This window comes from Dactylosporangium sp. NBC_01737 (assembly GCF_035963215.1).
Lineage (GTDB): Bacteria > Actinomycetota > Actinomycetes > Mycobacteriales > Micromonosporaceae > Dactylosporangium.
In genome coordinates this window covers 10,277,393-10,292,846 of record NZ_CP109153.1, presented here as the reverse complement: position 1 = coordinate 10,292,846, position 15,454 = coordinate 10,277,393, and the positions used below count along the sequence as shown (strand labels likewise).

16 protein-coding genes and 1 pseudogene are annotated in these 15,454 nt (G+C 72.7%); 9 read left to right on the top strand and 8 right to left on the bottom strand.

The annotated features are described in order from the left end of the window. Positions 1–432 precede the first annotated feature (432 nt). Both OHA72_RS47265 and OHA72_RS47260 read left to right on the top strand, forming a co-directional pair. Entirely contained in the window at positions 433–1,170 is a 738-nt protein-coding gene (locus OHA72_RS47265) for an SDR family NAD(P)-dependent oxidoreductase (RefSeq protein WP_327002652.1), read from the top strand. A gap of 1 nt (position 1,171) precedes the next feature. Beyond that, positions 1,172–1,753 carry a TetR/AcrR family transcriptional regulator gene (locus OHA72_RS47260; RefSeq protein WP_327002651.1) on the top strand — a complete coding sequence of 194 codons (582 nt, stop codon included), beginning with the start codon at positions 1,172–1,174 and terminating at the stop codon, positions 1,751–1,753. A 4-nt stretch (positions 1,754–1,757) separates the two neighbouring features. On the opposite strand, the gene OHA72_RS47255 is transcribed toward OHA72_RS47260, so the two are convergent. Genes OHA72_RS47255 through OHA72_RS47230 form a run of 6 tightly spaced genes read right to left on the bottom strand, consistent with a single transcriptional unit; the run spans position 1,758 to position 8,137 of the window. Continuing rightward, on the bottom strand, positions 1,758–2,897 hold the full coding sequence (locus OHA72_RS47255; RefSeq protein WP_327002650.1) for a thiolase C-terminal domain-containing protein: 1,140 nt from the start codon (positions 2,895–2,897) through the stop codon (positions 1,758–1,760). Further along, entirely contained in the window at positions 2,894–4,942 is a 2,049-nt protein-coding gene (locus OHA72_RS47250; RefSeq protein ID WP_327002649.1) for an acetate--CoA ligase family protein, read from the bottom strand. The genes OHA72_RS47255 and OHA72_RS47250 overlap by 4 nt, the downstream gene beginning before the upstream one ends. Then, positions 4,939–5,343, bottom strand: coding sequence for a Zn-ribbon domain-containing OB-fold protein (locus tag OHA72_RS47245; RefSeq protein ID WP_327002648.1), 405 nt, complete (start codon positions 5,341–5,343; stop codon positions 4,939–4,941). The genes OHA72_RS47250 and OHA72_RS47245 overlap by 4 nt, the downstream gene beginning before the upstream one ends. After that, the gene (locus OHA72_RS47240) at positions 5,343–6,209 is read right to left on the bottom strand and encodes an ABC transporter permease (protein WP_327002647.1); all 867 of its coding nucleotides are present in this window, start codon (positions 6,207–6,209) and stop codon (positions 5,343–5,345) included. The genes OHA72_RS47245 and OHA72_RS47240 overlap by 1 nt, the downstream gene beginning before the upstream one ends. Beyond that, positions 6,202–6,993 (bottom strand): ABC transporter ATP-binding protein, encoded by a 792-nt coding sequence (locus OHA72_RS47235; RefSeq protein ID WP_327002646.1) that lies wholly within the window; start codon positions 6,991–6,993, stop codon positions 6,202–6,204. Before OHA72_RS47235 ends, OHA72_RS47240 begins: the two co-directional genes overlap by 8 nt. Before the next feature lies 1 nt (position 6,994). Next, positions 6,995–8,137 carry an ABC transporter substrate-binding protein gene (locus OHA72_RS47230; protein ID WP_327002645.1) on the bottom strand — a complete coding sequence of 381 codons (1,143 nt, stop codon included), beginning with the start codon at positions 8,135–8,137 and terminating at the stop codon, positions 6,995–6,997. Between the two features lie 190 nt (positions 8,138–8,327). Between OHA72_RS47230 and OHA72_RS47225 the strand changes: the two genes are divergently transcribed. Continuing rightward, positions 8,328–8,741, top strand: coding sequence for a MaoC/PaaZ C-terminal domain-containing protein (locus tag OHA72_RS47225; RefSeq protein ID WP_327002644.1), 414 nt, complete (start codon positions 8,328–8,330; stop codon positions 8,739–8,741). Between the two features lie 32 nt (positions 8,742–8,773). Further along, the gene (locus tag OHA72_RS47220; RefSeq protein WP_327002643.1) at positions 8,774–9,952 is read left to right on the top strand and encodes a flavin reductase; all 1,179 of its coding nucleotides are present in this window, start codon (positions 8,774–8,776) and stop codon (positions 9,950–9,952) included. A gap of 51 nt (positions 9,953–10,003) precedes the next feature. Here the strand turns inward: OHA72_RS47220 and OHA72_RS47215 are convergent, their stop codons facing one another. Continuing rightward, positions 10,004–10,777: a hypothetical protein gene (locus OHA72_RS47215; RefSeq protein ID WP_327002642.1), complete on the bottom strand. Its 774-nt coding sequence runs from the start codon at positions 10,775–10,777 to the stop codon at positions 10,004–10,006. 96 nt (positions 10,778–10,873) lie between these two features. Here OHA72_RS47215 and OHA72_RS47210 point away from each other — a divergent pair, with 96 nt between their 5' ends. The 5 genes and pseudogenes from OHA72_RS47210 (at position 10,874) to OHA72_RS47190 (ending at position 14,013) form a co-directional block, all read left to right on the top strand. Beyond that, entirely contained in the window at positions 10,874–11,722 is an 849-nt protein-coding gene (locus tag OHA72_RS47210) for a TIGR03619 family F420-dependent LLM class oxidoreductase (protein WP_327002641.1), read from the top strand. Between the two features lie 125 nt (positions 11,723–11,847). Beyond that, entirely contained in the window at positions 11,848–12,606 is a 759-nt protein-coding gene (locus OHA72_RS47205) for an alpha/beta hydrolase (RefSeq protein ID WP_327002640.1), read from the top strand. Continuing rightward, positions 12,603–13,511, top strand: coding sequence for a cyclase family protein (locus OHA72_RS47200; protein WP_327002639.1), 909 nt, complete (start codon positions 12,603–12,605; stop codon positions 13,509–13,511). Before OHA72_RS47205 ends, OHA72_RS47200 begins: the two co-directional genes overlap by 4 nt. A gap of 71 nt (positions 13,512–13,582) precedes the next feature. Continuing rightward, positions 13,583–13,684 (top strand): annotated as a pseudogene (locus OHA72_RS65185) (hypothetical protein); the annotation flags it as partial. 71 nt (positions 13,685–13,755) lie between these two features. Further along, positions 13,756–14,013 carry an EAL domain-containing protein gene (locus OHA72_RS47190; RefSeq protein WP_327002638.1) on the top strand — a complete coding sequence of 86 codons (258 nt, stop codon included), beginning with the start codon at positions 13,756–13,758 and terminating at the stop codon, positions 14,011–14,013. Here the strand turns inward: OHA72_RS47190 and OHA72_RS47185 are convergent. Further along, on the bottom strand, positions 13,933–15,450 hold the full coding sequence (locus OHA72_RS47185) for an AMP-binding protein (RefSeq protein ID WP_327002637.1): 1,518 nt from the start codon (positions 15,448–15,450) through the stop codon (positions 13,933–13,935). The two genes, OHA72_RS47190 and OHA72_RS47185, sit on opposite strands and share 81 nt — an antisense overlap. Between the last annotated feature and the right edge of the window lie 4 nt (positions 15,451–15,454).

Genomic DNA, 15,454 nt, shown 5'->3' with positions numbered 1-15,454 from the left:
CGCCACCACACACCTCGTCGTGGGTTAGTCGGACCATGTGAGGTGTTGGTGGCGGTTGACGAGGCTGGCGCTACTGGGCCCGGCCGTCAGCTCAGATAGTCGGATGACGCCGGTGAAGCTGGCGATAGAAGCGTCGCCATCGCCCAGCCGATAATCTGCATGACGATCCCACCGAGGATGGGCACAGTACGCCGGCGCGCTCGTCATCGGCGGCCTCATCGCGGGCGCCGACATCCACCGGCACGCGGGCGACGGCTACCCGACGCTCGATTCGGCCGTGATCGCCGATGCCGCGTGGGACCTCGCCGCGCGGCGGGACCGGGCGGAGGTGAGGTTCGACGCGCTGACGCCCCGTTCGAGTCTAAAGGCGTGAAACGGGCCGAGATGACCATCACTCTTGAACAAGCGTTTGGTTCAACCTAAGATACGTCCATGCATGGGTTGTCACTTGCCGGCCGGACGGCGCTCGTCACCGGAGGTGCCGGGGGGATCGGCGCGGCCATCTGCCGTGACCTGGCCGAATGCGGCGCACGCGTGGTCGTCGCCGACATCGACGTCGACGGTGCGAAGGAGCTCGCCGCCCGGCTGCCCGACGCGGCCGCCGTCGGGGTCGACCTCGACGACGCCGCGTCGATCGAACGCTGCGTCGGGGACGTCGGCCAAGTCGACATCCTCGTCAACAACGGCGGCGTGACCAGGGTCGAGCGGTTCGCCGAGAGCGACCACGCCCAGTGGGACCGCCTCTGGCGGATCAACCTGCGCGGGCCGATGCTGCTCAGCCGCCTGCTCGTGCCGGCCATGGTGGAGCGGAACTGGGGCCGCGCGGTGTTCATCTCGTCCGACAGCGCGCGGGTCGGCGCCGGCGGCGAGGTGGTGTACTCCAGCGTCAAGGCCGGCCTGCTCGGCCTGGCCAAGTCCCTCGCGCGGGAGACCGCCCGGTTCGGCGTGACCTCCAACGTCGTGTGCCCCGGCATGGTCGACACCCCGCTGCTGCGCTCGGTGGCGAAGGAGAAGCCGGCACTGCTGGAGACGATGGTCCGCCTGGTACCGCAGCGCCGCATCGGCGCACCCGAGGACGTGTCCGGCCTGGTCGCCTTCCTGTGCACGCCGCGCGCGGGCTATCTCACCGGGCAGGTCTTCAGCGCCAGCGGTGGCATGACGATGTCGTGAGATGCGCAACCGCGAGAAGGCGACGTACCACGCGCGCCGCGAGGTCGTGCTGGCGGTGGCCCGCGACCTCTTCGCCGAGCGCGGCTACCGGGCCACGACAGTCCGCGACATCGCCGACGCGTCGGGTGTCCTCTCCGGCAGCCTGTACCACTACTTCGACTCCAAAGAGACGCTCATCGACGAGATACTGTCGAGCTATCTCGATGAGCTGATCCTCGTGTACCGCGGAGTCGTCGCGGAGGGCGGCGACGCCCAGTCGACGCTGGCCCGCCTGGTCGCGGGCGCCTTCGGCGCGCTCGACCGGCACCGCGCGGCGGGCCTGGTCCTGCACAGCGAGCGCCACCACCTGGACCGGCTGCCCCGGTTCGCCCACTTGGTCGAGCGCGAGGCCGAGATCGAGCACATCTGGTCGGCGGTGATCGAGCGCGGCAAGACGAGCGGCGAGCTGCGCCCAGACATCGACGGGCGCCTGACGTACCGCTTCGTCCGCGACGGCGTCTGCGCCGCCGCCCGCTGGTCCTGCCCGGCGACGGAGCTCGCCGGGCAGTTCCTGGCCCTGCTCCTGGACGGCCTGCGGGGCTGACGGCCTACGCGGTCTGCAGGACGGCGGCACTGCCGTAGCTGCCGCCGAAGCCCGCGACCAGCGCCGTGCGCGCGCCTGGGACCTGGTTCGCCGGGGCCTCGCCGCGCAGCTGGCGCACCGCTTCCAGGACGTTGTTGAAGCCGTGCAGGGAGCCCTCCGACAGCAGGCCGCCGTGCGGGTTCACCGGTACCGCGCCCGCCGGGGCCGTCTCACCCGACCGCACCAGCTCGCCGGACTCGCCCGGAGCGCACAGGCCGAAGTCCTCCATCTGCTGGAGCTGGAGCGGCGCGTAGGCGTCGTACAGCAGCGACACGTCCACATCGGACGGTCGCACCTGAGCCGCGGCGTAGACCTGAGGCGCCACGTAGTGGGAGAAGAGGCGGGCGCCGTCCGCCGCGCGGGCGATGTTCGACGAGCCGGGGCCGCCGGCCCGTTCGGCGGCGCGGATCAGGACCGGGGCGTGGCCGCAGGAGCGGGCGCGATCGATTGACGTCACGACCAGCGCGGCGGCGCCGTCGTTCTCCTGGCAGCAGTCGACCAGCCGCAGCGGGGACGCCACGAACGGGCTCGCCAGGTACTCGTCCAGCGTCATCGGGTCGCGCCTCGTCGCGCGTTCGTTCAGGGCCGCGTTCGCGCGCGACCGCAGTACCACTGCCGCCGTGTCCTGCTCGTCCAGCCCGTGCTCGTAGAGGAAGCGGCGCGCCACCATCGCGAACAGGTGGACCGGGCCCCGCATGCCGTACGGCGCGACGAACTCCTCCTCGGCGCCGGCGCCGACCCGCAGCGCGCTCTGCCCGAGCCGCTTGCCGGTGCGCCCGTTGAGCGACCGGAACACCACGACCGTGCGGGCGGCGCCGGCCTCGATGGCGCGGGCCGCGTCGCCGAGGATCGACGCGCTCTGCGAGCCGCCGCCGGCGATGTCGTTGTGCCAGCGGACGCTCGGCAGGCCGAGGCCCTCGATGAGGTACTGCACGGCGATGGTGTCGTTCAGCCCGTACGTCAGCACGCCGTCCACCTCGGGCACCTCGAGGCCGGCGTCGGCGACGGCGGCGCGGACCGCTTCGAGGGCCATGTCCAGCACGGTCCGGTCGGACGCGCGGTACAGCGGCGTCGCCCCGATGCCGGCGACAACGGCCCGGGTCATGCCGCGTCCCGCACGATGAGCGCGTCGAGGGCCTCGACGACATCGCCGCGGACGTAGAGCGGGTTGACCTCCAAGGCCTGGTACTGCCCGCGCAGCCCGCCGCCGGCCCGGGCCATCGCGGCGATCGCGGCGACCAGCCGTTCCCGGTCGGCGGGCGGTATCCCGCGCACGCCGTCGAGCAGCGCGCCGCCGCGGAGCTCGCCGAGCATGCGGCCGATCTCGTCGTCGGACACCGGCAGGCCGCGCCACACCGTGTCGCGCAGCGCCTCGGCCAGCACCCCGCCCAGGCCGACTGCGAGGAGCGGACCCCACTGCGGATGGTCGAGGACCCCCACGATGAGCTCGACCCCTTCGGTACGCATGGGGGAGACCAGGACGCCGTCGACATCCCCGGCGACGGAGACGACCCGCGTGAAGGCGGCCGCGACGGCCGAGGCGTCGCGCACGTCGAGGACCACCCCGCCGATGTCGGACTTGTGGGCCAGCGAGGGGCTGCTCACCTTGACCGCGACGGGGAAGCCGAGGCGGAAGGCGGCGGCTACCGCGTCGTCGGCGGTCGTCGCCAGGGCCGCGGGGACGAGCGGCACGCCGAAGCGCCCCAGCACCTCCCGGGCGACGTGCTCGGACATCGAGTCGGGAATGGAGGCTGCGGGAGGCGAGTCGACCAAAGAGGGAACCGTCACCTGTGACCACCACAGGGCCCGCGCAAGCGCGTGCAGGCCGTGGTGGACGCCCGGCAGGCTCCACTCGACGCCGAGCTCCAGCAACAGCGCGGAGCGGCCCGGATTCAGCTCGGCATAGGCCGTTTCCAGCAGCAGTACCGGCAGCGGCCCCGACGAGGACACCTCGCTCAGGTCCGCGAAGAGCCGCTCCAGCACCCGCGCCGCCGGAGTGCCTGGGTCGGGCAGGTCGAGCGCGACGACGACGAGGTCGAGCCCGCCGTCGGCAGCCAGGGCGTCGAGCAGCCGGCGGAACACCGTCGGGTCGGTGACGAACGCGCCGGTGACGTCGAGCGGGTTCGAGACGGCCACCTCGGTCTGGAGCACCTCGTCGATCCGCGCGCGGGTCGCCGGCCGCAGTGCCGGCAGGTCGAGCCCGGCGGCGTGCGCCTCGTCGGCGATGAGCGTGCAGCGGCCGCCGGAGGGGGAGAGCACCGCGACCCGCGGTCCGGGCAGCCGGCCGGTCCGGGCGAGGAGCCCGGCGACGATGACGAGGTCCTCGAGCGAGTCGACCTCGACGACTCCGTGCTGGCGCAGCAGCCCGGCCAGGATCGCGTGGTCGTTGGCCAGCCCGCCGGTGTGGGCGGCGCTCACCCGCTGGCCGGCGTCGGTGCGCCCGACCTTGAGCAGCACGACGGGCACGCCGGCGGCCAGGGCGCGGGTGGCGGCGTCGAGGAAGGCCCGGGGCCGGCGCACCGACTCGGCGAACACGGCGATGCACCGGCTGCGGCCGTCGTCGAGCAGCGCGTCGATGACGTCGGCGCAGTCGACGACGCTCTCGTTGCCGGTGGTGACCACGTGGCTGATGCCGACCCCGTGGGCGTTGGCCAGCCGCAGTATCGCACGCGACAGCCCGCCGCTCTGGCTGACGACGGCGACCGTGCCCACCGCCGGCAGCTCCAGCCCGGAGGCGAGCATCCCGACGCCGTCGCACAGGTTGAGCAGCCCGAGGCTGTTGGGGCCGAGCACGCGCAGGCCCGTCTCCGCGGCCAGCGCGGCGAGCTCGGCCTGCCGCTGCTGCCCGTCGGTGCCGGCCTCGGCGAACCCGGAGGCGAGCACGACCGCGTTGCGCACGCCGATGCCGGTCGCCTCGCGCAGCGCCGGCAGCACCCGCTGGGCGTTCAGCACCACGAACGCGGTGTCCACATCGGAGAGCTCGGTCAGGCTGCGGGCCACCGGGCGGCCGAACTGCCAGCCGCCCTTCGGGTTGACCAGATGGACCGGGCCGCCCCCGACGGTGTCGAGGTTGTGCAGCAGCGACCGGGTCCAGACCGAACCCTCCGATGCGCCGACGACGGCGATGCCGTTGGGACGAAGGAAACTCATGCGGCGACTCCAAAGTTCGGAACAAGCCCGAATCCTTCGCGCTCTTCGAAGACCACCCGGACCGGCATGCCGATGTGCACGTCGTTCGGGTCGCAGGCCAGGACGTTGCCGAACGCCCGGGCGCCTTCCGCGAGGTCGATCCAGGCGATCACGTACGGGGTGGCCTCGGCGAAGCCGGGCGCGGCGGCCTTGTGCACGACGCTGAACGTGTACACGGTGCCGGCGCCGCTCACCTCCCGCCAGACGAGCGAATCGGACAGACCGCACGAGGGGCACCGGTCGATCGGGAAGTGGTGCCAGCGGTCGCAGCGGTCGCAGCGCTGCAGCGCGAGCCGGCGCTCCTGTGCCGCCGCCCAGTAGGGCGCGGCCAGGTCGCTGACGACAGGGGCCGGGGGCGTCATCACAGCTGCCGGATGACCGAGCCGGAGCGGTTCCAGGGCATCAGCAGCCGGCCGATGAGCTGGACCACCATGGAGAACACCAGACCGACGAGGGCGACCACGACGATGCCGACGTACGTCTGGCCGAGCACGAGCGTCGCGCGGCCCTGCTCGATGACGTGGCCGAGGCCGTTGCCGCCGAGGACGAACTCGACGCCGACCAGGATGAGCACCGACACGCCGGCCGCGATCCGCAGGCCCACGAAGATCTCCGGCAGGGCGGCCGGCAGCATCACGTGCCGGAACATCTGCCAGGTCGACAGGTTGAGCGTGACGCCCGCCTCCCGGTAGCCCGCCGGCACCGCGACCATGGCCGACATGGTGGAGATCCAGATGAAGAAGAAGACGGTGACCGCGATCAGGGCCACGACCGGCAGCTCGCCGAAGCCGAAGACGGTGAGGAACACCGGCAGCAGGGCCAGCTTCGGTACCGTGTACAGCGCGTTGAGCAGCGGGTCGAGCGCTGCGCGGATCGGCCGCCACAGCCCCATCGCCACCCCGAAGAGCGCGCCGGCGGCCGACCCGATGACGTAGCCGAGCCCGGTGCGGCGCAGGCTGGCCAGCAGGTCCGGCCACAGCGAGTCGCGCTGCCACATGTCCCAGGCCGAGCGGCCGATGTCGACCGGCGACGGGTAGAGCCGCCGGTCGATCCAGCCGGCGTCGCAGGCGACCTGCCACAGCACGGCGAGCAGCAGCGGCACGCCGGCGCCGAGCGCCAGGTCGCGCAGCCGCAGCAGGCGGGCCCAGCGCTCCGGGGCGAGCTCGTGGCGGCCCGGCGCCCGCAGGATCCGGCGGGTCTCGGCCCGGGTCAGGGTCTGGCTAGGCATCGGTACCTCCGGTCACAGTCGCCAGGTAGGCGTCGACCTCGTGCCGCAGGCAGTCCCACAGCTGCGCCTTCAGGTCGGCGAACGCGGCCGAGTCGCGGACCGCGGCGGCCCGGGGCCGCTCGAACGGCACCTCCGTCGAGCGCACCACCCGGCCGGGCCGGGCGCTCATCACCACGACCCGGTCGCCGAGCAGGATCGCCTCCTCCAGGCTGTGCGTCACGAACACCACCGTGCGCCGGTCCCGCTGCCACAGCCCGAGCAGCTCCTCCTGGAGCACCTGGCGCAGCTGGGCGTCGAGCGCCGCGAACGGCTCGTCCATGAGCAGGATCTCCGGGTCGAGCGCGAACGCCCGGGCGATGCCGACCCGCTGGCGCATGCCGCCGGAGAGGGTGCTGGGGTACGCCGTGCGGAACTCGGCGAGGCCGAGCTGGCCGAGCCAGTGGTCGGTGCGGCGGCGGGCCTCCGCCCGGCCGAACCCGTTGACCTCCAGGGCGAAGCGGACGTTCTGCTCGACGGTCTTCCAGGGGTAGATGCCGTGGTCCTGGAAGACCATCGACAGCGGTACCTTGCCGTCGCCCCGGGTGGCGATGGTGACCTCGCCGGCGGTGGGCCGCAGGATCCCGGCGACGATGCGCAGGAACGTGGACTTGCCGCAGCCGGAGGGGCCGACGACGCAGACGAACTCGCCGTCGTCGATCGTGAGGTCGAGCGGGCCGAGGCCGGAGACGGCGCCGAAGTCGCGCCGGACGCCCTCGGCCAGGATGGCGGCGGTTCCGGTTCGCATGTCAGCGTCCCTCGACCGCGTCGGTGTAGAACGAGCGGTCGACCAGCTCGGACTCGGCGATCGCCGTCTTGTAGTCGACCCGGCCGAGCTGGAGGAACCAGTCCTGCTCGCGCTGGGTGGTGCCGGCCCGGATCTCCCAGTCGAAGACCAGCGACGGCGTGCCCTTGATCGCCTCCGGGGTGGCGCCGGTCGCCTCGGCGATGGCCTGGACGGCGGCGGGGTCGCTCTGGTAGTCGCCGGCCAGGTACGTGTTGATGGTCCGAGCCAGGGCCCGCACGAACGCGACGCCGGCGGCCCGTTTCTCCTTGGCGAGGGCCGGGCCGAAGAAGAACCCGCCGAGCGGCTCGCCGGCCGGCTGGGTGGCGACGAGGACGTAGTTGCTGTCGTTGGCGATCGGCAGCCAGTACGGGTCGACGAGCCAGGCCATGTCGGCGGCGCCGTTCTTCAGCGCGGTCACCTGGTCGGCGCTGGGGATCTTCACGATCTCGACGTCGTTGACCGAGATGCCGCTGCTCTTGAAGGCCTCGGCCATCGGGTACGTCGTGGAGCTGGTGAAGCCGACGTTGCTGGCCAGCTTCTTGCCCTTGAGCTGGGCGAGGTCGGGCTTGGCCGGGTCGGTGAACAGGCTCTTGCGGGCCCACAGCCCGGTCTGCGCCTTCGCCGGGTCGGCCGCGTCGGGCGGGTAGAAGTTCCCGGCGACCCAGGTGAGGTCGATGTCCTTGTTCACGGCGTTGAAGAAGCCGGCTTCGAGCGAGCCGGTGGTGCCGTCGAGGTTGCCGGACAGCACCTGCGGCACCGCGTCGGCGAACGGCAGCACGACGATCTCGACGTCGAGGTTCTCCTTCTGGAACTCGCCCTTGCTCTGGGCGAGCAGCAGCGGCGCGATGAACTCGGCCTTGACTGCGGTGGCGAAGCGCAGCTTGGCTGTCTGCGGCAGCGGCCGGGGGCCGGGCAGGCCCTTGTCGCAGCGGGCGACCGGGCGCTTCGCGTCGCGGTTGGCCGGGTCAGACTTGCCCCCGGTGCCGCACGGGCTGCCCGCGACGGTTGACTCGGCGACGGGGGTGCCGCCACCGCCGTTGCAGGCCGAGGACAACAGCAGGGCGGTGAGGACGGTCGCGGCGGAAAGAACGGACCTACGCGGCATGGCGGTCTCCTGGGGCGGCGGGGACACAAGGGGCCGCCTCGTTCCTATCAGCGGGCACCCTCTTGGTCAAGCGCTTGTTTGATCACCGGGATCCGGCGACGCTGGAGCGATGCAGACGCCAGTCGGGCCGGCGGCCCGGTTCTTCGAGGACTTCACCGTTGACGAGGAGTTCTTCACGCAGGGCCGTACGGTGACCCAGACCGACCTCACGTTCTGGTCGATGTTCACCGGGGACTTCAATCCGATCCACGTCGACAGCGCCTTCGCGCGCGAGCACAGTCCGTTCGGCACGGTGGTACCGCAGGGCCTGCTGGCCGTCGCGATCGCCTCCGGCCTGCAGGAACGCCTCGGCATCTTCGCCGGGACGGGCCAGGCGATGCTCGGCCAGACGATCACGTTCGCGGCTGCCGTGGTGGTCGGCGACACGCTGCGGGTGCGCCTCACGGTGCGCACCCTGACGCCGTCGCGGCGGCCCGGCACGGGGCGCGTCGCGTTTGACTATGCGATCGAGGTGGTCGAGCGGGGCTTGACGGCCGTGACGGGCACACTCGACGTGCTCTGCCTGCGGCGGGAGGCGGTTCAACGGCCTTCCGCCGACTCCTAGTCAAGCAATCGCTTGTTTAATACAGTGAGCACATGTCAACGTTCGACCCGAAACAGTTCCGGCAGGTGCTGGGGCACTACCCGACGGGGGTCACCGTCATCACGGCGTGTGGCGACGACGGCGTGCCGGTCGGCATGGCGGTCGGCTCGTTCACCTCGGTGTCCCTCGATCCGCCGCTGGTCGCGTTCTTCCCGGACAAGAGCTCCACGACGTTCCCGAAGATCCGCGACGCCGGCGCCTTCTGCGTCAACGTGCTCGCTGCCGACCAGGAGCACGTCTGCCGGGCGATGGCCGCCAAGGGCGCCGACAAGTTCGCCGGGATCGCCTGGCGGCGGCTGCCGTCCGGCGCCCCCGTCCTCGACGGCGCCGTCGCCTGGATCGACTGCGAGCTGGACGTGCTGCACGAGGCCGGCGACCACTACATCGCCGTGGGGCGCGTGTGCGGGCTCGACGTCGCGCGGCCCTCGCTGCCGCTGGTGTTCTTCCAGGGCGGCTACGGACGGTTCGCCCCGATGTCGCTGACCGCGCCCGCCGAGCCCGACCTGGCCGAGCTGCTGTGGCAGGTCGACCTGGCCCGGCCCACGATGGAGGAGGTCGCCGCCGACCTCGGGGTGGAGTGCCTGGCCACCGCGCTGGTCGGCGGCGAGCTGGCGATCCTGGCCTGCACGGGGCGACCGAACGGCCGTTCGGTGCCGACCCGGGTCGGCCAGCGGATCCCGTTCGTCCCGCCGCTCGGTGGGCCGTTCGTCGCCTGGGCCGGTGAGGCCGCGGTGGCCGAGTGGCTGGCCCGGCTCGGGCCCGGCGCCGCGCCGGACGACGTGCGGCGCCACCGCGAGGTGCTCGCCCGGGTGCAGGAGCGCGGCTGGTCGCTCGGCCTGGGCAGCGCGTCGCACCGGGAGCTCGAGGTGGCGCTGGCCCTGCTGCCGCTGCGGGGGCCGCGGGAGCGGGAGTGGCAGCACGTGCGGCGGGTCGTCGACCGGCTCGGCGGGGAGTACGAGCCCGAGGACCTCGGTGCCCGGGCGGCCTACCAGGTGCGCAACGTCAACGTGCCGGTCTTCGGGCCGGCCGGCGACGTGGTACTGCTGCTGAGCATCTACCGGCTGCCGCACGAGTCGGCCCTCGACGACGTGTACCGGTACCGCGACCGGATGCTGCTGGCCGCGGACGCCGTGACCGTGGCACTCGGCGGCCGTCGCCCGGTCGCTGCTTGACAGACGTTGGTCGATCTACGGTGGTAGATCGACCAACGTCGGCGTTCTCGCTCAGCGGGGCGGCTGGTTCGACAACCGCGAGCCGGGGAAGGGCGCCAGCAGCCCCTCCTGCCACGGCCCGGTGAGGAACTTCCGGGCCGTGCGCCGCCACGTCAGGAGCCGCTCGTCGCCCGGCACCCCGTCGTCGAGGCCGAGCGTCGCGTCGTATGCCCGCTGTACCGCTAAATGTGAGTCCATGTCCGTGCCCCAGAACGTGACGACCTCGGAGTCGCTGAGCAGCACCTCGTAGAGGCCGACCAGGCGGTGGTTGTAGTCGGCCAGGATCGGGGCCCGCTGCTCACGGACCGCGGCGAGGTAGTCCAGGGCCGCGCCCGGGCGCACGGTCGCCACGTCGTAGAGGAAGAACGGCGCCGTGTACCCCTCGGTGCGCAGCGCCTGCAGGTCCGGGGTGCCGGGCACCCCGCCCATCGGCCGGGAGTACGCGTGGTGGCGCATGCCGTCGATGTTCGACAGGAACAGCCGCGGGTCGACGTTGTCGTAGATGTCGAGCATCTGCCGCCAGCCGCCGTCCCAGCCGCCGATGCAGTCCCACAGCGTCACTGCCTTGAACTGCACGTGCCCGGTGATGCCGACGGCGTAGAACGCGCCGACCAGGTCGATGTCGTGGGAGCGGACCGACAGGCCGCTGGTGAGCTCGGCGTCCCCGATCGCGCGGTCCTCGTCGGCCCGCTTGTAGCCGGTCAGCCAGCTCAGATAGTCCAACGGGCGCTGTGAGTGCATGGGATGGAAATAGACCTCTTCGAGCAGGTAGATACCCCGGTGCACGGCGGATCCTCCTTGACCTAGCGCTTGATTGGCTCAACCCTAAAACCTGGGAAATTGGGGGTCAACGCCCAACCAAGCGTTTGGTAGGATCACCGCATGCGGTTCGGCGTCAACCTCGGTCTGCTGCACCCCGCCGTCTGGAGCGACGTCGCCGTCGCCGCCGACGAGCTCGGCTTCGAGTCGGTCTGGATCCCCGAGCACCTCGTCTTCACCACCGACATGGCCGACTCGGCGTACCCGGGCGCGGCCGACGGTGCCCCGCCCGTGCCGCCGGACACCCCGCTGTTCGACGCGCCGACGTTCCTGGCCGCCATCGCCGCCCGGACCCACCGGATCAAGCTCGGCACGTACGTCTACCTCTTCGGCCTGCGCCATCCGATCATCGCGGCCCGCGCGTTCGGTACCCTGGACTGGATCTCCGGCGGCCGGGCCCTGGTCGGGGTCGGCGCGGGCTGGCTCGCCGCCGAGTGGCGGGCCGTGGAGCTGGAGTTCGGCAGCCGCGGCAAGCGCCTCGACGAGGCGATCGAGGTGGCCAAGCGGCTTTGGACCGAGCCGGTCGTCGACCACCACGGGCGCTTCTACTCGTTCGACAATGTGGTGTTCGCGCCGAAGCCGGTCGCGCAGCCGCACCCGCCGCTGCTCGCCGGCGGCGAGGGGGCTGCGTCGCTGCGCCGGGCGGTGCGGCTGTGCGACGGCTGGATCAGCATGCCGCACACGTTGGAGAGCGCCACGCCGCAGATCGAGGCGCTCCACGAGCAGCTGGAGTTGGCGGGGCGCGATCCGGCCGAGTTCCAGACCACGGTCAGCGCGTTCGGGGCCCCGCCGGCGGAGATCGAGCGCTTCGCCGCCCTGGGCGTGCACCGCCTGATCGTGCGCCCGGCCGTGCGCTCGCGCGACGCCGTGCGCCAGCTGACCGAGTTCGCCGACCGGTACGGCGTCCGATGATGGACCCGGAGGTGCTTCCGGCGGCACTCGCCTTCGGCCGGCTGGACTTCACGAATCCCGCTGTGTTGCGGTGGCCGGCTCCGGCCGCTCGCGATGGGGTGGCCGTCCTTGACGTCGGTCCCGGCGTGCGCGTCCACCGGCCGGCCGGCGCCGGCGGCGACCTGCCCGTGGTCGTCTGGTGCCACGCCGGCGGCTTCTGCATCGGCTCGGCCGCCGACGACGACCCGCTCTGCGCGCGGCTCGCGACCGGCGCCGACGCGATCGTGGTCGCCGTCGACTACCGGCTCGCGCCCGAGCACCCTTACCCGGCCGCGCTCGACGACGGCTACACCGTGCTCACCTGGCTGGCCGATGGCGGCCTGCCGGGCGCCGACCCTGCGCGAATCGCGGTCGCGGGCGCCAGCGCCGGTGGCGGGCTCGCCGCCGCGCTCGCCCTGCTGGCCCGCGACCGGGGCGGCCCGTCAGTGGTGTTCCAGCTGCTGAGCCAGCCGTTGCTGGACGACCGGCTCGGCACGGCGTCGATGCGGGCCGGTGCCGACGCCGCCGTGTTCAACCGTTTCGACGCGGCGACCTGCTGGTCCCACTATCTCCGCGGCCTGGACGGCGCACCGGTACCGGTGTACGCCGCGCCGCTTCGGGCCACGGACCTGTCCGGGGTCGCCCCCGCGTACGTCCTCGCTGCCGGCCTGGACTGCCTGCGCGACGAGGCGATCGCATACGCCCTCGCCATGCAGCGCGACGGCGTCCCGGTTGAGCTGCACGTCGCTCCGGGCGTGCCGCACGGCTTCGGCGCGGTGGCGCCCAAGGCCCGGGTCAGCCGAGCCGCGGTGGCCGAGTACGTGTCCGTGCTCCGAGCCGCACTGCACCGAGGGGAGCCGTCGTGATCGAGCCGCACAACTGGAACCGGTGGGGAGCCGACGACGAGCGCGGCACGCTCAACCTGCTGACCCCGGAGGTCGTGCTGGCCGCGCTGGGCAGCGTCCGCCAGGGCCGGGTGGTGAGCCTGGCCCTGCCGATCCGCGGCTCGACGTCGAGCCCGGCCCGCCTGGGCGTGCCCCACCTCCCGGGCCGCCCACTGCCGCAGCACTTCATGTCGGTGGACGGCGGCGACTACGCGGCCGGCACCCGCCCGATCGGCCCCGGCCTGTGCGTCTGCGACGACGCGTTGGTGGTCTCCCCGCACGGCACCACGACGCACCTCGACGCACTGTGTCACATGTGGACGGGCGACAAGCTCTACAACGGCCACGACGCGGCCCGGGTCCGCAGCTACGGCGCGACGCGCTGCGGCATCGACAAGACGGGCGGCGTGGTCACCCGAGGCGTCTTCCTGGACGTGGCCGCGCAGGGAGGCGTGCTGCACCTGGACGGCGGTGTCCGCATCGGTCCCGACCAGCTCGAAGCGTGCGGCGTGGACGTCCGCCCGGGCGACGCGGTGGTCATCCGCACCGGCTGGCCGCTGGTGCACGCCTCGGACCCGTCCCGCTACGCCCACCCGCAGCCCGGCCTGTCCTACGAGGCCGGCCTGTGGCTGGCCGAGCGCGACGTGGCCCTGGTCGCCATGGACAACGCCGCGATCGCGGCCCTGGACGACCACGGCCGCTGCGCCGAGCCCCTGGAGGAGGACCTGCACCTGCTGTTCCTCTGGCGCCACGGCATCCACCTGCTGGAGATGCTCTGGCTGGAGGAGCTGCACACGCTGGCCGCAACCGACTTCCTGTTCACGTTGGCCCCGCTGACCATCGAGGGTGGCACGGCAAGCCCCGTCAACCCCCTGGCCGTTCTGTAGGCAGACCGCCGAGCGGATAGGCGATAGGTTGACCGGGTGCAGGCACCTTCACCGCCTGGAGCGGCGGCGCCATCCCGCCCGCGCCCGCCCCCGACGTCTCCATCGCCGGGCCCGGCAACGGCGGCAGCACGACGATCCGGTTCCCGCGCGGGTTCTCCGGCCGGGTCTACTTCTCGTTCGGTGAGCGGATCAAGTTCTTCCTGACCCCCGACGGCCTCGTGCCACCGTCGACACCCGGCGGGCGGTGGCCCGCGCAGTCATCCTGCTCGCCGACGCGCTCGGGCTCGAAACCGTCGCCGAGGGCGTGGAGAGCCCGGAGCAGGCGGCCGTGCTCCGGGAGCTCGGCTACACGCTGGGCCAGGGGTACCACCTGGCCCAGCCCATGACCGCGGAAGGCGTCTCCCGCCTGCTGGCCCGCCGGCTACACGATCGGGTACCCGCCGCCGCCGTACGCCTCGTCGAGGGCGTCGTAGTCGGGGGTGAAGCCACGCCGCGGCAGTGACTCGGCGAAGACGACGTGGCCCGGCTTCTTGTACGAGGCGATCTGATCGCGTACATGCGCCACCACGTCGTCGGCGGTGAGCGCCGGGTCGGTCGCGACCACGATGGCCTTGACGGTCTGGCCCCACCGCTCGTCGGGCACGCCGATGACGGCCGCCTCCTTGATGCCGGGGTGGGTCGCGAGCGCGCGCTCCACCTCGGCCGGGTAGACGTTCTCGCCGCCCGACTTGATCATGCGCAGCTTCGGGCCGATGAACGTGATCGTGCCGTCGGTCTCGCGGCGGGCGAGGTCGCCGGTGTGGTGCCAGCCGCCGGCTCGCTTCGCCGCGTTGAGCTCGGGCCGGTTCCAGTACCCGCTGAACATGATCGGCCCCCGGGCGACCATCTCGCCGACCTCGCCGGCCGGCAGCTCGGCGCCCCCGGCGTCGACGATGCGGACCTGGGCGAACGGCGACGGCCGGCCGTGCGAGCCGAGCGCGCCGAGGCCCAGGCCGGTGAAGGTGAGCATCCCGGCCACCTCGGACTGGCCGTAGCCGCCGAGGGCGCGGCCCCACGGGCTCTCGTCGACGGTGATCATCGCGTTCCAGACGTCGCTGCCGGCGCTGAAGTGCAGGCTGGACAGGTCGTGCCGGGGCTTGCCGTCCTCGCCGGTGTTCGCCTCGACCAGCTGGTCGAGCATCGGGCCGTAGAGGAACGCCGACGTGCAGCGCTCCTGCTCGACGAGGCGGCAGACCTCGGCCGGCACGAACCCCGGCGTGAACACGTTGGTGCCGCCCAGGTGGAGCGTGGCGAGGCAGAACATCATCGTACCGACGTGGAACAGCGGGCCGGAGTTGAGGTACGTGAATCCGGGCTCGATCTGGCGGATCCAGCCGATCGACACGCTGTGGGTGAGCAGCGCGGTGTGCGACAGCAGCGCGGCGCTCGGCCGGCCGTCGAAGGCGGCGGTGTAGAGGGCGAGGACGGGCAGGCCGGGGTCGACGGACCGCTCGTCGTCTTCCGGGGGAGCGTCGTCGAGCCACCGCCGGTAGTCGTCGCCGTCCTCGACCCATCGCGCGTCCGGCGCCGCGTCCTGGGACTCGCGGGCCGCGTCGCCCAGCGCCGGCTGCCAGACGACGACCCGCGGGTCGAGGTCGCGCAGCACGAACCGCAGCTCGTCGGCCGACTGCCGGGCGTTGGCGGGGCAGAGCACGGCGCCCAGCTTGGCGCAGCCGAGCAGCAGTTCGAGCACCCGGGCCGAGGTCTGCCCGAGCCACAGCACCCGGTCGCCGGCCTCGACGCCGGCCACGGCGAGCGCGCTCGCGACCCGGTTGGCGCGGTCGTCGAGCTCCACATAGGACAGCCGCTCGGCGCCGTCCACCGCCGCGGTCACCCCCGGGCGGCTGCGGCGGTGCTCGCGTGCCAGGTCGCCCAGCGTGAGCCGGTGGAGCGTATCCATGTGT

Coding starts and splice junctions, on each gene's coding strand:
- OHA72_RS47260 (WP_327002651.1), top strand. CDS start 1,172: ATGCGCAACCGCGAGAAGGCGACGTACCACGCGCGCCGCGAGGTCGTG.
- OHA72_RS47240 (WP_327002647.1), bottom strand. CDS start 6,209: ATGCCTAGCCAGACCCTGACCCGGGCCGAGACCCGCCGGATCCTGCGG.
- OHA72_RS47265 (WP_327002652.1), top strand. CDS start 433: ATGCATGGGTTGTCACTTGCCGGCCGGACGGCGCTCGTCACCGGAGGT.
- OHA72_RS47210 (WP_327002641.1), top strand. CDS start 10,874: ATGCGGTTCGGCGTCAACCTCGGTCTGCTGCACCCCGCCGTCTGGAGC.
- OHA72_RS47220 (WP_327002643.1), top strand. CDS start 8,774: ATGTCAACGTTCGACCCGAAACAGTTCCGGCAGGTGCTGGGGCACTAC.
- OHA72_RS47250 (WP_327002649.1), bottom strand. CDS start 4,942: ATGAGTTTCCTTCGTCCCAACGGCATCGCCGTCGTCGGCGCATCGGAG.
- OHA72_RS47230 (WP_327002645.1), bottom strand. CDS start 8,137: ATGCCGCGTAGGTCCGTTCTTTCCGCCGCGACCGTCCTCACCGCCCTG.
- OHA72_RS47255 (WP_327002650.1), bottom strand. CDS start 2,897: ATGACCCGGGCCGTTGTCGCCGGCATCGGGGCGACGCCGCTGTACCGC.
- OHA72_RS47185 (WP_327002637.1), bottom strand. CDS start 15,450: ATGGATACGCTCCACCGGCTCACGCTGGGCGACCTGGCACGCGAGCAC.
- OHA72_RS47245 (WP_327002648.1), bottom strand. CDS start 5,343: ATGACGCCCCCGGCCCCTGTCGTCAGCGACCTGGCCGCGCCCTACTGG.
- OHA72_RS47235 (WP_327002646.1), bottom strand. CDS start 6,993: ATGCGAACCGGAACCGCCGCCATCCTGGCCGAGGGCGTCCGGCGCGAC.